Raw genomic sequence first — 16,409 nt, 5'->3', positions numbered from 1 at the left:
TCGTTGGCAAGCCCGACGGGGCTTTAAGCAAAAAAATTGTACAGGCGCAACACAGCGTCTGCATCCAGGGCGCGGAGTATACCATCATTGTTCGCTTTTCGCCTGGCATTGCGCATTTTCGCAAAAATGTATCCGTAGGGTGAATGCCGCGAGTTTGCTTAACCGCCCGACTCCGTTACCATACTGATAGCCATCGAGACATAACAAGAGTCTATATTCACTATGCCAAAGAAAAATGAGGCCCCGGCCAGCTTTGAGAGCGCTTTAGGCGAACTCGAGCAGATCGTTAATCGTCTGGAAAGCGGCTCACTACCGCTGGAAGAAGCGCTCAGCGAATTTGAACGCGGCGTGCAGCTCGCGCGCCAGGGGCAGACGAAACTGCAACAGGCCGAACAGCGTGTCCAAATCCTGCTGGCCGATAGCGAAGATGCGCCGTTGACTCCCTTTACGCCGGACGCTGAATAAATGGACTTCCCGCAACAATTACAGGCCTGTGTCTCCCAGGCCAATGACGCGCTGCGCCGTTTTATCTCTCCGCTGCCGTTTCAGAACACTCCGCTGGTTGAAGCCATGCACTATGGCGCATTATTAGGCGGTAAACGCCTTCGACCTTTCCTGGTTTACGCCACCGGCGAGATGTTCGGCGTTAGCCGTTCTACGCTGGATGCCCCAGCCGCCGCCGTCGAATGTATTCATGCCTACTCGCTGATGCATGACGATCTGCCGGCGATGGACGACGACGATCTACGCCGCGGTCAACCCACGTGCCACATCAAGTTTGGCGAAGCGAACGCTATTCTTGCCGGTGACGCCCTGCAAACGCTGGCATTTTCTATACTGAGTGATACGCCGATGCCGGAAGTACCGGATCGCGACCGTCTGGCGATGGTTTCCGAACTGGCCCAGGCCAGCGGCGTCGCCGGAATGTGCGGCGGTCAGGCGTTGGATCTCGAGGCGGAAGGCAAGCAGGTCGATCTACAGGCGCTGGAGCGAATTCACCGCCATAAGACCGGAGCGCTTATTCGCGCGGCGGTTCGCCTTGGCGCGCTGAGCGCCGGCGAGCGTGGCCGTCAGGCGCTACCAGCACTCGATCGCTTTGCGGAGAATATCGGTCTCGCCTTCCAGGTGCAGGATGACATTCTGGATGTGGTAGGTGATACTGCGACTCTTGGCAAACGTCAGGGTGCCGACCAACAGTTAGGCAAAAGTACCTATCCGGCGCTTTTGGGTCTTGAGCAAGCCCAGCAGAAAGCGCGCGATCTGATTGCCGATGCCCGCCAGGCTTTAGATGAGCTGGCAGCGCAATCGCTGGATACCACGGCACTGGAAGCGCTCGCGAATTACATTATTCAGCGCGATAAATAAACAATAAATGAGTCTCTGATGAGTTTTGATATTGCCAAATACCCAACCCTGGCGCTGGTAGATTCCACCCAGGAGTTGCGCCTGCTGCCAAAAGATAGCCTGCCTAAGCTTTGCGATGAGCTGCGCCGTTATCTTCTGGACAGCGTGAGCCGCTCAAGCGGCCATTTTGCCTCTGGCCTTGGCACGGTTGAACTGACCGTGGCGCTGCACTATGTCTACAATACGCCTTTCGACCGCTTAATCTGGGACGTCGGCCATCAGGCTTACCCGCACAAAATTCTCACCGGCCGTCGCGATAAAATCGGCACTATTCGCCAGAAAGGCGGGTTGCATCCGTTCCCGTGGCGCGGCGAAAGCGAATACGACGTACTGAGCGTCGGTCACTCCTCTACCTCTATCTCCGCGGGTATTGGGGTCGCTATTGCCGCCGAAAAAGAAGGCAAGCAGCGGCGCACCGTTTGCATCATTGGCGATGGAGCTATCACCGCCGGGATGGCATTTGAGGCGATGAACCACGCGGGCGATATCAAACCAGACATGCTGGTCGTATTGAACGACAATGAAATGTCGATCTCAGAGAATGTCGGCGCGTTGAACAACCATCTGGCGCAGCTGCTGTCCGGCAAGCTGTACTCTTCGCTACGTGAAGGCGGCAAAAAAGTCTTCTCCGGCGTACCGCCGATTAAAGAACTGCTTAAGCGTACCGAAGAGCATATTAAAGGTATGGTGGTGCCCGGCACGCTGTTTGAAGAGATGGGCTTTAACTACATCGGTCCGGTAGATGGCCACGATGTACTGGGTCTGGTCAATACGCTGAAGAATATGCGCGATCTGAAAGGACCGCAGTTCTTGCACATCATGACCAAAAAAGGCCGTGGATATGAACCGGCTGAAAAAGATCCCATCACCTTCCACGCGGTACCGAAATTCGATCACACCAGCGGTGTGCTGCCAAAAAGCAGCGGCGGCCTGCCAACCTATTCGAAAATCTTTGGCGACTGGCTGTGCGAAACCGCGGCGAAGGATGACAAACTGATGGCCGTCACCCCGGCGATGCGTGAAGGTTCGGGCATGGTCGAGTTCTCGAAGAAATTCCCCGATCAATATTTTGATGTCGCCATTGCCGAACAGCACGCGGTCACCTTTGCCGCCGGGATGGCGATTGGCGGCTATAAGCCGATCGTGGCGATTTACTCAACCTTCCTGCAGCGCGCTTACGATCAGGTGATCCATGATGTCGCCATTCAAAAGCTGCCGGTACTGTTTGCAATCGATCGCGCGGGCATCGTCGGCGCCGACGGTCAGACGCACCAGGGGGCATTCGATCTCTCCTTCCTGCGCTGCATTCCGGAAATGGTGATCATGACCCCGAGCGACGAGAATGAATGTCGCCAGATGCTCTACACCGGATACCACTATAACGACGGCCCTAGCGCAGTACGCTATCCGCGAGGCACAGGTACTGGCGCGGAACTGGCACCACTGGCGTCGCTGCCGATCGGGAAAGGCGTGGTGAAACGTAACGGCGAGAAGCTGGCAATTCTTAACTTCGGGACTTTACTGCCGGAAGCCGCTCAGGTTGCGGAAAAACTCAATGCGACGCTGGTCGATATGCGTTTTGTGAAACCGCTTGATGAGGCGCTGATCCTGCAGCTTGCCGCCGATCACGAGGTGCTGGTCACGCTTGAAGAGAACGCCGTCATGGGCGGCGCTGGCAGCGGCGTCAACGAGCTGTTGATGGCCCACCGTCGCGCGGTACCGGTGCTGAACATCGGCCTGCCGGACTTCTTTATCCCGCAGGGGACTCAAGAAGAAGTTCGCGCCGACCTCGGCCTGGATGCCGCCGGTATCGAAGCCAAAATCCGCGACTGGTTGGCATAATTGCCCATACCGCTCCTGCTATGCTTAAAGGATTCCCTTTAAAGTAGCAGGAGCGTCTTATGCACTACATCCCTCTTGGCGATACCCATCTTCGCGTTTCCCGACTCTGTCTTGGCTGCATGACCTTCGGCGAGCCTGACCGCGGCAATCACGCCTGGACGCTGCCCGAAGAAAGTAGCCGTCCACTGATTAAACGTGCGCTGGAAGGCGGAATTAACTTCTTTGATACCTCGAACAACTATTCCGATGGCAGCAGCGAAGAGATCCTTGGCCGCGCGCTGCGGGAATATGCTCGCCGCGATTCGGTGATCGTCGCCACCAAAGTTTATCATCAGGTCGGCGATCTGCCGCAGGGGCTGTCACGCGCGCAAATCATGCGATCCATCGACGATAGCCTGCGCCGTCTGGGAATGGACTATGTCGATCTGTTGCAGATCCACCGCTGGGATTACGCCACGCCCATCGAAGAAACGCTGGAGGCGCTGAGCGACGTCGTTCGCGCCGGGAAAGCGCGCTATATCGGCGCATCATCTATGCATGCCCGACAGTTCGCCCAGGCGCTCGCTCTGCAGGAACAGAACAATTGGGCACGCTTCGTCACCATGCAGGATCACTACAACCTGATTTATCGCGAAGAAGAAAACGAGATGTTGCCGCTATGCCAGCGCAAAGGAATTGCGGTCATGCCGTGGAGCCCGCTGGCGCGCGGCCGTTTGACGCGGCCATGGGGAGAAACGACTGCACGCCTCGTCTCCGATGAGTTCGGTAAATCGCTGTATAGCGCCACCGACGCCAATGATGAGCAGATAGCGCAGAAGCTGGAGGAAGTGGCTGAAGAATTAGATGCCAACCGCGCACAGGTGGCGCTGGCCTGGCTCTTAAGCAAGCCCGGCGTGGCTGCGCCGATTATTGGCGCCTCGCGTCAGGAACAGCTGGATGAGCTCCTGCATGCCGTCGATTTAACTCTGACGCCGGAACAGATCGATAAGCTGGAAGCGCCCTATCGGCCCCACCCAATCGTCGGCTTCAAGTAACGCCGCAATTTAAACCCCGGCCGTGCCGGGGTGCAGATTTAAATTAGACCTATCGGCCAGTGGTGGCCTATCAGATAAAGTACGCCGGCGGAGATCACCCCGGCGACGATATCGTCGACCATGATCCCCATTCCGCCATGGATGTTGCGGTCGAACCAACGAATTGGCCATGGCTTCCACATATCGAAGATACGGAAAATAACGAAACCGGCTGCCACCCACTGCCAGTCCATCGTCGGTAACGCCATCAGGGTGATCCACATCCCGACAAACTCATCCCAAACGATGCTGCCGTGGTCATGGGTGCCCATATCTTTGGCCGTACGGTGACAAAGATAGACGCCGATACAGATGCTCATCATCACCACCAGCGAATAGAGCTGCCAGGGGAGAAAGGTCATCAGATACCAGAACGGAATCGCCGCCAGCGACCCCATCGTTCCCGGAACCACCGGACTCAGCCCGCTACCGAACCCGGTCGCCAGCAGGTGCCAGGGATTGCGCATATTGAGGCGGCTTTTCGCCTCGTCTCTACTGCGTGCCAAAATGATCGTACCCCTTTAAATCCAATTTAATCGGCTTACCCTCACGGGTAAACTGCAGTCCATCTGCTTCCGCCACGATCTGGCCGATACAGGTAAAACGCGCGCCAAGCTGACCAATCGCGACATCGAGCGCCCCGCGGTTTAGCTCGGGTACGGTAAAGCACAATTCATAATCTTCGCCGCCGGCGAGCGCCCAGCGCAGCGCCTGCTCAGGATCAACCTGGCGCAGCATGGCATCGGAATACGGCATCGCATCGAGATCGATACGCGCGCCGCAGGCGCTGGCCTTCAGGATATGACCAAGGTCAGAAATCAGACCGTCAGAAAGATCGATCGCTGAATTGGCCAGATCGCGCAGCGCCTGGCCCTGCAGTACGCGGGGCATCGGACGCAAATGGCGCGCCAGCAGGTAATCGGCATCCGCTGGCGAATCAACCGTTAACCGGTCCTGTAAAAGCGCCAGCCCGGCGGCGCTATCACCGGGCGTGCCGGTGACATAAATCCAGTCGCCTGGCTTGGCACCGGAACGCTTCATCGCGCGGCCCGGCGGCACAAAGCCGTGGATACCCAGCGTCATCGACAGCGGCCCTCGGGTGGTGTCGCCGCCGATTAACTGCATATCGTAATAGTTAAGCTGGACAAACAGACTGTCGCTAAAGGCTTCAAGCCACGCTTCGTCTGCTTCCGGCAAAGTGAGCGCCAGCGTCAACCACGCCGGTTCCGCGCCCATCGCCGCCAAATCGCTCAGGTTCACCGCCAGCGCTTTATAGGCCAGGTCGGCAGGGTCGATGTCGGCTAAAAAGTGGTTGCCCGCCACCAGGGTGTCGGTGCTGATTGCCAGCGTTTTTTTCTCGGGGATATTCAGGAGCGCGCAGTCATCGCCGATGCCGGTTTCAACATCAAGGCGGGCGCTTTTAACGCGATCAAAATAACGGGCAATCAGGGAAAATTCGCCGCATGCCATACGTTATGCCTCAGCAAAGAAAAGAATAAGGCCGGGTTCGCAGGATCTGATCCTACAAAGCCCGGCCTGCAGTTTACTTTTTGCGGGGACGGATTACCGGGGCCGCTTTATCCAGCACGCCGTTGACAAACTTGTGGCTATCTTCAGCGCCGAAGGTTTTCGCCAGCTCGATAGCTTCGTTGATAGCCACTTTATACGGCACGTCATCACGCTTCGACAGCTCAAACAGCGCAATACGCAGTACCGCTTTTTCTACCTGACCCAGCTCTTCCAGCTGGCGCGACAGGTATGGCTTCATCAGACCGTCGAGATACGCGCTGTTAGTCGCCACTCCGGACAGCAGTTCACGGAAATACAGAACGTCTACATCTTTTACATCCTGTTCCGCCAGGAACTGGTATTCAACATCAGCGATGTCGTTCTGGGACAACTGCCAGGAGTAGAGCGCCTGGACGGCACACTCACGGGCGCGGCGACGAGCAGCAGGTTTCACGGAATTCCCCTTACAAAAAATCAGGCCTTGATGGCTTTCAATACGTTAATCATTTCCAGCGCGGTCAGCGCGGCTTCTGCGCCTTTGTTACCGGCTTTGGTGCCAGCGCGTTCGATGGCTTGTTCAATACTTTCAGTCGTCAGAACACCGAAGGCTACCGGGATTTCACTGTCCTGAGCGACGTGCGCCAGGCCATTGCTTGCACCGCCAGCCACATATTCAAAGTGGGCGGTACCGCCGCGAATCACCGTACCCAGCGCGATCACCGCGTCATATTTACCGGTTTTTGCCAGTGCGCCAGCCGCCAGCGGCAGCTCATACGCGCCTGGAACCCAAACAACGGTGATGTTTTCATCTTTTACCTGACCAATGCGCTTGAGAGCGTCAATCGCGCCTTCCAGCAGGCTGTCATTGATAAAGTTGTTGAAACGCGCAATGGTGATGGCGACGCGAGCGTCCGGGGTAGCAACGTTAGCTTCAATAATGTTCATACTCTTCCTTCGGGTTCATGTGCCCCGCAAGGGGGGCGGATTTTATCATAATATTCTGGGCGCTGCTTCCTAATATTAGGAATACATCACGCAGTCGTTAAATGCAGGCAGACATCGGGTCCGACCTGACGTATCTCGTTGAATTTGAAATGGGGGGCCTGGCTCAGTTTCTCAAGCCCCGGCAGCGCGCATAAACCGCGCGCGTCACTGCCTAACAGTTTAGGCGCAATGTAGACGATAAGCTCATCCACCAGCCCGGCCTGTAGCAAAGCGCCGGCCAGCGTCGGCCCCGCTTCCACCCAAATGCTGTTCACCTGCTGTTTACCGAGCTGCATCATCAGCAGCACGAGATCGAGATGGCCGTTATGTTCCGGCACCAGCAAGGTACGCACGTTGTCAGGCCAGGTACGTTCATCGGCATGGGTGCGGGCAAACAGGGTTTCACCTTGCTGATGAACAATTCGATGCTCAGGCGTGACGCGGTTTTGGCTATCGATGACGATACGCAGCGGCTGACGCAGATTTTCCTGCGGATAGAGCGCCTGCGTATCGGCGCTCAGCTCTTGCCAGCGCACGGTCAACGCCGGATCGTCCGCCAGCACGGTCGCGCTGCTGGTCAGAATAGCGTGGCTCTGCGCGCGCAGGCGCTGCACGTCGCGTCGCGCCTGTGGCGAGGTGATCCACTGGCTTTCGCCGCTGGCCATCGCCGTACGGCCATCAAGCGAAGCGCCCATCTTCAGTTGGATCCACGGAAAACCGGTGCGCATCCGCTTCAGAAAACCTTTATTCAGCGCTTCCGCTTCATTCATCATCAGCCCATGGCTGACGTCAATACCTGCCTGCTGCAGGCGATACAGGCCGCGACCGGCCACCTGCGGATTCGGGTCCTGCATTGCCGCTACCACGCGAGCAACGCCCGCGGCGATCAGCGCATCGCAGCACGGCGGCGTGCGGCCATGGTGGCTGCAGGGCTCGAGGGTGACGTAGGCGGTCGCGCCTTTGGCTTTCTCGCCGGCCATACGCAGCGCGTGCACTTCGGCGTGCGGCTCGCCGGCCCGATAGTGGAAGCCCTCGCCGACGATCTCGCCGTCTTTTACAATCACGCAGCCGACGTTGGGATTAGGATGGGTAGTAAAGCGTCCGCGCGCGGCAAGCTTCAGCGCTCGCGCCATGTACATTTCGTCCTGCATGGCTTAGTCCTGTAAACGGGCGATTTCTTCGCCGAACTCTTTAATATCTTCGAAACTGCGATAGACGGAAGCGAAGCGAATATAGGCGACCTTGTCGAGCTTCTTCAGCTGTTCCATCACCAGATTACCGATCATTTTACTCGCGACTTCACGTTCACCGGTGCCGCGCAGATGGGTTTTGATGTGATTTACCGCCATTTCGACGTCATCGGCGCTGACCGGCCGCTTTTCCAGCGCTTTCAACATCCCGCTACGCAGCTTGTCTTCGTTGAAAGGTTCACGCACGTCGTTGCTTTTTACCACCCGCGGCATTACCAGTTCCGCCACTTCAAAAGTGGTAAAGCGTTCATTGCAGACCAGACACTGCCGACGACGACGCACGGAGGAGCCTTCGCCGACCAGGCGAGAATCGATGACTTTGGTATCCACGGCGAAACAGAAAGGGCAATGCATGGCGCGTCCTGACAGGTAGTTAATCTGAAGGGTAGTTTACCCTGAAGTCAGCGGACTACAAAGAAAGAGCTTTTGAGACAAAGGATCTATGGTAGGCCAATTCAGTTTAGCTACCATTAATCATCCTCTGTAAACGGAATCCTGACCATGACAAGACGTTACCTACAACTGGCTATCATCGGCAGCCTGTTCACCCTTACCGCCTGCGCCCAGCAAAGCGAAGTTCGTCAGATGAACGAGAGCGTCAGTACGCTGAGCAAAGAGATGACCCAGCTGAATCAGCAAACGATAAAAATCACTCAGCAAAACGCACTGAATGCTAAATCCACCAGCGGCGTCTACCTGCTACCGGATGCTAAAACGCCGGCGCGACTGGAGAGCCAGATCGGCACCCTGCGCATGTCAGTGGGCAGTATTACGGCCGATGGCGACGGTTCGCGCCTGACCTTACGTATCCAGGGCGAGTCTAACGATCCGCTCCCGGCCTTCACCGCGACCGTCGCTTCCGGGCAGATCACCGGTACCACCCACAGCTATCAGGAAGTCAACGTCCAGGATCAGCTGATTAGCGCCCCGGCCAGCATCCTGGCGCCCAGCGATGTCGATATCCCGCTGCGCCTGAATGTGACGCCTGATAAAGTCGGCTTTATTCGTATCCACGATATCCAACCTGTCAGCGCGCAGTAAGCGCTCACGCCGGGCAAAACGGCCCGGCGCCCCAGTTTTCATCTATCGAAGTTATCCATTTACAACTTTTCATAAGAGTTCATTAGAAATCGCTCCTGAAGGCGATTTTCAGTAGCATTTTGTCAAGAAATGCATAGAATCGTGAACGCAATCGATTACGCATGTTCTGGTTATGTGAAACAACACGTATTTTTGTGAGCAATGATTTCTATAATAGACCCCCACAGAAAGACGAAATATTTAGCAACGCTTCGGCAATTTTCTTAACGCCTTTTGGCTTAATTTAAACAGTGGCATCAACATGAAAAAAACATTACTGGCAGCGAGCGCTGTTGTGGCGCTTTCCGCTTCTTTCACCGCTGGCGCGGCAGAAACTGAAAAACCGCAGTACCTGTCTGATTGGTGGCACCAGAGTGTGAACGTGGTCGGTAGCTACCACACTCGTTTTGGACCGCAGATCCGTAACGATACCTATCTGGAATACGAAGCGTTTGCTAAAAAAGATTGGTTTGATTTCTACGGCTATATCGATGCGCCGGTCTTCTTCGGCGGCAACAGCACGGCGAAAGGTATCTGGAACAAAGGCTCCCCGCTGTTTATGGAGATCGAGCCGCGTTTCTCTATCGACAAGCTGACCAACACCGATCTGAGCTTCGGGCCGTTCAAAGAGTGGTACTTCGCAAACAACTATATCTACGATATGGGCCGCAACGACTCTCAGGAGCAAAGCACCTGGTATATGGGTCTGGGTACCGACATCGATACCGGTCTGCCGATGAGCCTGTCGCTGAATATCTATGCTAAATACCAGTGGCAGAACTACGGCGCCTCCAACGAAAACGAGTGGGACGGCTACCGCTTCAAGGTGAAATACTTCGTTCCGCTGACCGACCTGTGGGGCGGTTCGCTGAGCTATATCGGCTTCACCAACTTCGACTGGGGTTCTGACCTTGGCGACGACAACTTCTACGATATGAACGGTAAGCACGCGCGTACCAGCAACTCTATCGCGTCCAGCCACATCCTGGCGCTGAACTATGCGCACTGGCACTACTCTATCGTCGCGCGTTACTTCCATAACGGCGGCCAGTGGGCTGATGATGCTAAGCTGAACTTCGGCGACGGCGACTTCAGCGTTCGCTCTACCGGCTGGGGTGGCTACTTCGTTGTCGGTTACAACTTCTAATTGCTGATACAGCAAGACAGCGCCCGGGACGCGTTTTACGCTTACCGGGCGTTTTTTTATCGCTCCTCACATCTCACCTTACGTAAGAAATCGCTCAGCGAACGGTCGGCGCACTCGCTGAAACGACGTTCGATCACCTTCACCTCCAGACAACGATCGAGACGAAAGTTACGATAATCACTGCGCAGTTCGCACCAGGCCACCAGCAGCCAACGCTCCCCCCAGAAAAATAGCCCCAGCGGCAGCACTTCACGCCGCGTTACCTGACCGGATTCATCCTGATAGTGAAGCTGCAACACCTGCTGATTGGATACGGCCTGATGGATAACGTCAAAATGGGTTTTAGCATAACGTTGCGCGCCAAGGTCGGGGGCAAACAGCCGGGTCTGCTCCGCTTTGCGCCGCCTCTCTTCCGGCAAAATCGCCAGCATTTTTTCCTGGGCTGACTCCAGCGACTGCGAAAGCGCATCGCCGCCCCAGGTTTTTAACAGTCGAATCGCCGCAATGAGCGCTTCGGATTCTTTGCTGGTCAACATGAGTGGCGGCAGGTCGTAACCCGCCAGCAGACGATAACCGCTCCCGGCCTCGCCCTCAACCGGGACGCCTGAGAGCGAGAGGTCGCGGATATCGCGATAGACGGTACGCTCCGACACGCCCAACCGTTCCGCCAGCAGCGCGGCGGTAGTTAGCCGCCTGCCGCGCAGGATCTGCACTATCTGAAATAAACGGTCGGCGCGTCGGGTCATTTCTCGTTTCGCTAAATAGTCAGGTTAAGCTGGTTGATGCAAACCTACACGGTTGCCTTCGCTGTCGGTAAACAGGGCGATGGTGCCAATATCATTCGGCAGCGCCAGCGGGCCAAATACGCACGCTCCTCCCGCCGAGGCGATACGATCCAGCGTCGCGGCAAGGTTGTCGGTATGCAGATAAATAATAGCGCCCTGCGGCGATGGCGCGATACCGTCAAATTTAGCCAACGCGCCGCCGGGGGCCGGGTCCTGATGTGGGAAGACGGCCAGGTCCGCGCAATCCATGGTTTCACGACGTAACGTCACCTGCATTACCGACTCATAAAACGCGACGGCGCGATCCATATCTGCGACCGGAATTTCAAACCAGTTAATCACGTTGTTCATACTTCCTCCTGCTCGTTAGTGAGTTCACAAGCAGTGTACGAGAGGGCTCCTGACAGCATACTGTCAGCAGTGTGCTAAACGGTTTTCAGAATTTGGCATATCAGGTTGTGGGTATACTCAACCTGCGCAGATATCCCTGTTTGAAGGGTTATTGCAAGCGCAGCGCCGCCGGGCAATATCCGCGGATAAGGAGCCGCTTTTGCGCCGGATGGCGGCTGCGCCTTATCCGGCCTACGGTCCGTGCGGCCTGCCGTTAATTTACTCACCATGCTGGCTGAAACTGCCGGTGTTGGTGGCCTCAAAATCGCTGAGACGTTCCCGGAAGGTCGGAGCAGCCCGCATAGATGCGGGCTGAGGGCCGTGATTTGCAGGGATAAATGTTGCAGGTAGCGAGCTGCCTGGCGAAGGTTTACTAAGTTTGTTTTATGCTGAAGATGAAGGTAGAAGCGAGGTTTTCTGGAGAAATCAGGGCTAAAGAGGCGATTTTTCCGCACTTGTAGCCGAGGCCGGATAATTTTGGCAAAAAAAATCCCGGCCACAAGGCCGGGATTGCTTTATCTCAACTGAACCGATTACGGCAGAATAGACGGCTGATCCGCCCCTTCTTTTTCGACCTTCTGCTGGATCAGATGCTCGCGCTTCATGCCCAGTTTCAACGCCAGCGCGGACGCGACGTAGATAGAAGAAGCCGTACCGATGGATACACCGATCAGCATGGTCAGCGAGAAGCCTTCCAGAATCGGGCCGCCGAAGAGGAACAGCATCAGGATCACCATCAGGGTGGTACCGGAGGTGATCAAGGTACGGTGCAGCGTCTGGGTCAACGACACGTTAAAGATTTCGTACGGCGTACCGCGACGGATCTTACGGAAGTTTTCACGGATACGGTCCGATACCACGATACTATCGTTCAACGAGTAACCGATGACCGACATCAGTGATGCGACGATGGTCAGGTCAATCTCGATGTGGAACAACGACAGTACGCCCATGGTAATCACCACGTCGTGCGCCAGTGCAATAACGACCCCTGCCGCCAGTCGCCATTCAAAGCGGAAGCCGACATAGATAAGGATACACACCAGCGCCGCAATCAGCGCCAGAGCGCCGGTTTGCGCAAGGTCCGCGCCCACGCTCGGGCCAACGAACTCAATACGTTTCACCGTCGCGCTTTGGCTGGTCGATTCGTTAATCACGTTAACGACTTTGCTGCCCAGCTCCTGGCTGCCGTTGGCATCGTGTACCGGCGGCATACGCACCATGATGTCGCGGCTGCTGCCGAAGTTCTGCAGCTGCGGCTCCTCAAAGCCCGCTTTCTGCAGCGAATCGCGCAGCTGGTCCATATCAACCGGTTTTTCGAGGGTAATTTCAATCACCGTACCGCCGGTGAAATCGAGACCCCAGTTAAACCCGCGGACGCCGATGATGGCGATCGACACAATCAGCAGAAAACCTGAAATGCCGAAGGCCCAGTAGTCCCAGCGCATAAAGTCCCAGACTTTACGGCCGTGGTTCAATTGTTCAACAGTATATTCCTGTGCCACAACGCACTCCTCAGATAGACAGCTTTTTCACGCGCTTGCCGCCGTACAGCAGGTTCACGATGGCACGGGTGCCGACGATAGCGGTAAACATTGAGGTCGCGATACCGATACCGGTAGTAATCGCAAACCCTTTAATGGCACCGGTACCGACCGCGTACAGGATGATAACCTTAATTAGCGTCGTCACGTTGGCGTCGAAGATAGAGCTAAATGCGCCCTTATAACCTTCGTCAATCGCCTGCTGAACGGTACGTCCGTTGCTCAGCTCTTCTTTGATACGCTCGTTAATCAGTACGTTAGCATCGACCGCCACCGCAAGGGTTAAGACGATACCCGCGATCCCCGGCATGGTCAGCGTTGCCCCAGGAATCAGGGACATAATGCCGACAATCAGCACCAGGTTAGCAATCAGCGCAGAGGTCGCAATCAGGCCGAACTTCTTATAGAAGAAGATCATAAACAGGATAGAGACCACCAGACCGGCCAGACACGCTTCCAGGCCCTGCTTGATGTTCTGCATACCCAGAGTCGGGCCGATAGTACGCTCTTCAACAATCTGAATCGGCGCAATCAGGGCGCCCGCACGCAGCAGCAGAGAAAGCTGACGCGCTTCGGTCGGGTTGCTGATACCGGTGATACGGAAGCTATTGCCAAGGCGAGACTGGATATTGGCGATGTTAATCACCTCTTCCTCTTTCGCAAGGATAGCGCGACCGTTGGCATCTTTCTTACCGCTGTCTTTGTACTCCACGAACAGGGTCGCCATCGGTTTACCGATATTGTCCTTGGTGAAGTTAGACATGATGTTGCCACCTGCGCTATCGAGCGAGATGTTAACCTGCGGCTGGTTGTACTCGTCCATGCTGGAAGTGGAGTCGGTGATATGGTCGCCGGTCAGGATCACGCGCTTATACAGCACCACCGGACGGCCTTCACGGGTGTCTTTCACTTCCGAATCGCCCGGTACGCGGCCAGAAGCGGCTGCGGACTGATCGACGTTGGTGTTCACCAGACGGAATTCCAGCGTCGCGGTCGCGCCAAGGATTTCCTTCGCACGCGCGGTATCCTGGATACCCGGCAGTTCAACCACGATACGGTCGGAACCCTGACGCTGAACCAGCGGTTCGGCCACGCCGAGCTGGTTTACACGGTTACGCAGAATGTTGATGTTCTGCTGAACGGCGTATTCACGGGCTTCTTTCAGACGTTCGTCGGTCATCACCGCTTTCAGCGCATTGTTACCCTGGCTTGAAATAACCAGATCGCGATGGCGCGGGCTGAGATAAGAGATAGCCTGGTCGCGCGCCGCGCTGTCGCGGAAGACGATGCTCAGACCGTAGTTGTCTTCCTTACGCACGGTGGAGTATGGAATGCCTTTGTCACGCAGCTCGCTGCGCAGGCTATCGATGTTTTGTTCCTGCAGTTTGCCTAATGCGGTGTCCATGTCCACTTCCATCAGGAAGTGCACGCCGCCGCGCAGGTCAAGACCCAGCTTCATCGGCTCGGCATACATCGCCGCCAGCCAGCGCGGGGTAGCAGGAGCAAGGTTTAGCGCCACGACGTATTTGTCACCCAGCAGGTTAACCAGCGCTTCGCGCGCTCGCAGCTGAGTGTCGGTGGTGTCGAAGCGCGCAAGAATTGCGCCCTCTTCCAGTGCCACAGACTTCGCGGTGATTTTTTCTTCTTGTAAAGTTTTCTGGACCTGGATCAGCGTTTGCTCACTGGCGGCGACGCCGCGCGCGCCAGTGATTTGAACAGCCGGATCCTCACCATACAGGTTGGGAAGCGCGTAAATCAGGCCGACGATAATCACGACGACCAGCATAACGTACTTCCACAAAGGATAACGGTTTAACACGGCAGTTCCCTTAGGGAAAATGGTAATTACAGCGCCTTCATGGTGCCTTTCGGCAGAACGGCAGCTACGAAGTCACGTTTGATAACCACTTCGGTGGTATCGTTCAGCGCGATAGCGATGTAGCCGTTTTCCGCGACTTTAGTCACGCGACCAACCAGACCGCCGTTTGTCAGGACTTCATCACCTTTGGCGATAGAGCTCATCAGATTCTTGTGCTCTTTAGTACGTTTCTGCTGTGGGCGCAGGATCATGAAGTAAAAAATCAGACCGAACACCACCAGCATCAGAATCAGAGACATTGGGCTGCCCTGCGCCGGCGCGCCGGTTGCTGCTACCGCATCAGAAATAAAAAAGCTCATTGAAATTCCCTCATTATTAAAATTAATCAACGTTCAAAGGAGGAACGGAACGCCCCTGACGTTGGTAAAAATCGGTCACGAAGCTCTCTAATTTACCCTCTTCGATAGCCTTGCGTAAACCAGCCATTAAACGCTGATAGTAGCGCAGGTTATGAATGGTATTGAGGCGCGCGCCCAATATTTCGTTGCAACGATCAAGATGATGCAAGTAAGCACGTGAATAATTGCGACACGTATAGCAATCGCACTCGGCATCCAGCGGCGATGTATCGCTTTTATGCTTCGCGTTGCGGATTTTCACTACGCCATCGGTCACGAAGAGATGGCCGTTACGCGCGTTGCGCGTCGGCATAACGCAGTCAAACATATCGATGCCGCGACGTACCCCTTCCACCAGGTCTTCCGGTTTCCCGACGCCCATCAGGTATCGCGGTTTATCTGCCGGGATCTGCGGGCAAACGTGCTCCAGGATACGGTGCATGTCTTCCTTCGGCTCGCCGACAGCCAAACCGCCGACAGCGTAGCCATCAAAGCCAATCTCTACCAGACCTTTCACCGAGATATCTCGTAAATCTTCGTAAACGCTGCCCTGAATGATGCCAAAGAGCGCGTTTTTGTTGCCGAGGCCATCGAAACGGTCACGGCTGCGCTTGGCCCAGCGCAGAGACATTTCCATCGAACGCTTAGCGTAATCCCAGTCTGCCGGGTACGGCGTACATTCGTCGAAGATCATTACGATATCGGAACCGAGATCGTACTGAATCTCCATCGATTTTTCCGGATCGAGGAAAATCGGATCGCCGTTGATCGGATTGCGGAAGTGCACGCCCTGCTCGGTGATCTTACGGATATCGCCAAGACTGAAGACCTGGAAACCGCCGGAATCGGTGAGGATCGGCCCTTTCCACTGCATGAAATCATGCAGATCGCCGTGCAGCTTCATGATTTCCTGGCCCGGGCGCAGCCACAGGTGGAAGGTGTTGCCGAGGATGATTTGCGCGCCGGTGGCTTCAACTTCTTCCGGCGTCATCCCTTTGACGGTGCCGTAGGTACCCACGGGCATAAAGGCTGGCGTTTCAACTACGCCGCGATCAAACACCAAACGGCCGCGACGCGCGCGGCCATCGGTGGTATCAAGTTCAAATTTCATTATTGCTCCTGCGTCAGAAAAACAGTCCGACGTTTAAATACTCGCCACGGAATGATTCCGTGGCTAAAAAATG

Annotated in this window: 18 protein-coding genes; 6 read left to right on the top strand and 12 right to left on the bottom strand. The window is 55.8% G+C overall.

Features of this window, described 5'->3' with window-relative positions; all coding sequences use genetic code 11:
* The first annotated feature begins 222 nt into the window (after nucleotides 1–222).
* From xseB to PGR29_RS21615, 4 genes are read left to right on the top strand one after another with little or no spacing between them, the layout of a single operon-like run.
* Nucleotides 223–465 carry an exodeoxyribonuclease VII small subunit gene (gene xseB / locus PGR29_RS21630; protein WP_015367987.1) on the top strand — a complete coding sequence of 81 codons (243 nt, stop codon included), beginning with the start codon at nucleotides 223–225 and terminating at the stop codon, nucleotides 463–465.
* Nucleotides 466–1,365, top strand: a complete 900-nt coding sequence (ispA, locus tag PGR29_RS21625; protein ID WP_271031994.1) for a (2E,6E)-farnesyl diphosphate synthase — start codon at nucleotides 466–468, stop codon at nucleotides 1,363–1,365.
* A gap of 18 nt (nucleotides 1,366–1,383) precedes the next feature.
* A complete protein-coding gene (gene dxs / locus PGR29_RS21620) occupies nucleotides 1,384–3,246 on the top strand; it encodes a 1-deoxy-D-xylulose-5-phosphate synthase (RefSeq protein ID WP_316425286.1) in 1,863 nt (620 codons plus the stop codon).
* Between the two features lie 59 nt (nucleotides 3,247–3,305).
* Nucleotides 3,306–4,280: an aldo/keto reductase gene (locus PGR29_RS21615; RefSeq protein ID WP_045381017.1), complete on the top strand. Its 975-nt coding sequence runs from the start codon at nucleotides 3,306–3,308 to the stop codon at nucleotides 4,278–4,280.
* Nucleotides 4,281–4,318: 38 nt separating this feature from the next.
* Here the strand turns inward: PGR29_RS21615 and pgpA are convergent, their stop codons facing one another.
* The 6 genes from pgpA to nrdR all read right to left on the bottom strand — a co-directional run bounded on the left by pgpA (nucleotide 4,319) and on the right by nrdR (nucleotide 8,416).
* Nucleotides 4,319–4,831, bottom strand: coding sequence for a phosphatidylglycerophosphatase A (gene pgpA, locus PGR29_RS21610; RefSeq protein ID WP_259678433.1), 513 nt, complete (start codon nucleotides 4,829–4,831; stop codon nucleotides 4,319–4,321).
* Nucleotides 4,812–5,789 (bottom strand): thiamine-phosphate kinase, encoded by a 978-nt coding sequence (thiL, locus tag PGR29_RS21605; RefSeq protein WP_087860403.1) that lies wholly within the window; start codon nucleotides 5,787–5,789, stop codon nucleotides 4,812–4,814. The genes pgpA and thiL overlap by 20 nt, the downstream gene beginning before the upstream one ends.
* Nucleotides 5,790–5,862: 73 nt before the next feature.
* Nucleotides 5,863–6,282: a transcription antitermination factor NusB gene (nusB, locus tag PGR29_RS21600; RefSeq protein WP_015367993.1), complete on the bottom strand. Its 420-nt coding sequence runs from the start codon at nucleotides 6,280–6,282 to the stop codon at nucleotides 5,863–5,865.
* 20 nt (nucleotides 6,283–6,302) lie between these two features.
* The gene (gene ribH / locus PGR29_RS21595) at nucleotides 6,303–6,773 is read right to left on the bottom strand and encodes a 6,7-dimethyl-8-ribityllumazine synthase (RefSeq protein ID WP_001021161.1); all 471 of its coding nucleotides are present in this window, start codon (nucleotides 6,771–6,773) and stop codon (nucleotides 6,303–6,305) included.
* Nucleotides 6,774–6,859: 86 nt separating this feature from the next.
* The gene (ribD, locus tag PGR29_RS21590; protein ID WP_087860404.1) at nucleotides 6,860–7,963 is read right to left on the bottom strand and encodes a bifunctional diaminohydroxyphosphoribosylaminopyrimidine deaminase/5-amino-6-(5-phosphoribosylamino)uracil reductase RibD; all 1,104 of its coding nucleotides are present in this window, start codon (nucleotides 7,961–7,963) and stop codon (nucleotides 6,860–6,862) included.
* 3 nt (nucleotides 7,964–7,966) lie between these two features.
* Complete coding sequence (nrdR, locus tag PGR29_RS21585) at nucleotides 7,967–8,416, bottom strand: transcriptional regulator NrdR (protein ID WP_002890417.1); 450 nt, start codon at nucleotides 8,414–8,416, stop codon at nucleotides 7,967–7,969.
* A gap of 147 nt (nucleotides 8,417–8,563) precedes the next feature.
* On the opposite strand from nrdR, the gene PGR29_RS21580 reads away from it, so the two are divergent.
* Both PGR29_RS21580 and PGR29_RS21575 read left to right on the top strand, forming a co-directional pair.
* Nucleotides 8,564–9,103 carry a DUF3251 domain-containing protein gene (locus tag PGR29_RS21580; protein WP_316425285.1) on the top strand — a complete coding sequence of 180 codons (540 nt, stop codon included), beginning with the start codon at nucleotides 8,564–8,566 and terminating at the stop codon, nucleotides 9,101–9,103.
* Between the two features lie 301 nt (nucleotides 9,104–9,404).
* Nucleotides 9,405–10,289, top strand: a complete 885-nt coding sequence (locus PGR29_RS21575) for a nucleoside-specific channel-forming protein Tsx (protein WP_015367996.1) — start codon at nucleotides 9,405–9,407, stop codon at nucleotides 10,287–10,289.
* Between the two features lie 56 nt (nucleotides 10,290–10,345).
* Here PGR29_RS21575 and PGR29_RS21570 read toward each other — a convergent pair whose 3' ends face one another.
* The 6 genes from PGR29_RS21570 to tgt form a co-directional block, all read right to left on the bottom strand.
* On the bottom strand, nucleotides 10,346–11,035 hold the full coding sequence (locus tag PGR29_RS21570) for a helix-turn-helix transcriptional regulator (protein ID WP_316425284.1): 690 nt from the start codon (nucleotides 11,033–11,035) through the stop codon (nucleotides 10,346–10,348).
* Nucleotides 11,036–11,059: 24 nt separating this feature from the next.
* A complete protein-coding gene (locus tag PGR29_RS21565; protein WP_213794266.1) occupies nucleotides 11,060–11,425 on the bottom strand; it encodes a VOC family protein in 366 nt (121 codons plus the stop codon).
* A gap of 572 nt (nucleotides 11,426–11,997) precedes the next feature.
* Complete coding sequence (gene secF / locus PGR29_RS21560; RefSeq protein ID WP_015367999.1) at nucleotides 11,998–12,969, bottom strand: protein translocase subunit SecF; 972 nt, start codon at nucleotides 12,967–12,969, stop codon at nucleotides 11,998–12,000.
* Between the two features lie 10 nt (nucleotides 12,970–12,979).
* Nucleotides 12,980–14,827, bottom strand: a complete 1,848-nt coding sequence (gene secD / locus PGR29_RS21555; RefSeq protein WP_015704558.1) for a protein translocase subunit SecD — start codon at nucleotides 14,825–14,827, stop codon at nucleotides 12,980–12,982.
* A gap of 26 nt (nucleotides 14,828–14,853) precedes the next feature.
* Entirely contained in the window at nucleotides 14,854–15,186 is a 333-nt protein-coding gene (gene yajC / locus PGR29_RS21550; RefSeq protein WP_087860408.1) for a preprotein translocase subunit YajC, read from the bottom strand.
* A 22-nt stretch (nucleotides 15,187–15,208) separates the two neighbouring features.
* Nucleotides 15,209–16,336 (bottom strand): tRNA guanosine(34) transglycosylase Tgt, encoded by a 1,128-nt coding sequence (gene tgt / locus PGR29_RS21545; RefSeq protein ID WP_015368001.1) that lies wholly within the window; start codon nucleotides 16,334–16,336, stop codon nucleotides 15,209–15,211.
* Nucleotides 16,337–16,409 lie beyond the last annotated feature (73 nt).

It is taken from the genome of Klebsiella sp. 141203, assembly GCF_032601985.1.
GTDB lineage: Bacteria > Pseudomonadota > Gammaproteobacteria > Enterobacterales > Enterobacteriaceae > Klebsiella > Klebsiella aerogenes.
The sequence above is the reverse complement of the archived record's forward strand: the minus strand, read 5'-3'. Positions and strand labels throughout refer to the sequence as shown.

Bases quoted from the DNA above. Each gene is read 5' to 3' on its own strand.
- xseB (WP_015367987.1), top strand. From the start codon at position 223: ATGCCAAAGAAAAATGAGGCCCCGGCCAGCTTTGAGAGCGCTTTAGGC.
- ispA (WP_271031994.1), top strand. From the start codon at position 466: ATGGACTTCCCGCAACAATTACAGGCCTGTGTCTCCCAGGCCAATGAC.
- dxs (WP_316425286.1), top strand. From the start codon at position 1,384: ATGAGTTTTGATATTGCCAAATACCCAACCCTGGCGCTGGTAGATTCC.
- PGR29_RS21615 (WP_045381017.1), top strand. From the start codon at position 3,306: ATGCACTACATCCCTCTTGGCGATACCCATCTTCGCGTTTCCCGACTC.
- thiL (WP_087860403.1), bottom strand. From the start codon at position 5,789: ATGGCATGCGGCGAATTTTCCCTGATTGCCCGTTATTTTGATCGCGTT.
- ribH (WP_001021161.1), bottom strand. From the start codon at position 6,773: ATGAACATTATTGAAGCTAACGTTGCTACCCCGGACGCTCGCGTCGCC.
- ribD (WP_087860404.1), bottom strand. From the start codon at position 7,963: ATGCAGGACGAAATGTACATGGCGCGAGCGCTGAAGCTTGCCGCGCGC.
- nrdR (WP_002890417.1), bottom strand. From the start codon at position 8,416: ATGCATTGCCCTTTCTGTTTCGCCGTGGATACCAAAGTCATCGATTCT.
- PGR29_RS21580 (WP_316425285.1), top strand. From the start codon at position 8,564: ATGACAAGACGTTACCTACAACTGGCTATCATCGGCAGCCTGTTCACC.
- PGR29_RS21575 (WP_015367996.1), top strand. From the start codon at position 9,405: ATGAAAAAAACATTACTGGCAGCGAGCGCTGTTGTGGCGCTTTCCGCT.
- PGR29_RS21570 (WP_316425284.1), bottom strand. From the start codon at position 11,035: ATGACCCGACGCGCCGACCGTTTATTTCAGATAGTGCAGATCCTGCGC.
- PGR29_RS21565 (WP_213794266.1), bottom strand. From the start codon at position 11,425: ATGAACAACGTGATTAACTGGTTTGAAATTCCGGTCGCAGATATGGAT.
- yajC (WP_087860408.1), bottom strand. From the start codon at position 15,186: ATGAGCTTTTTTATTTCTGATGCGGTAGCAGCAACCGGCGCGCCGGCG.
- tgt (WP_015368001.1), bottom strand. From the start codon at position 16,336: ATGAAATTTGAACTTGATACCACCGATGGCCGCGCGCGTCGCGGCCGT.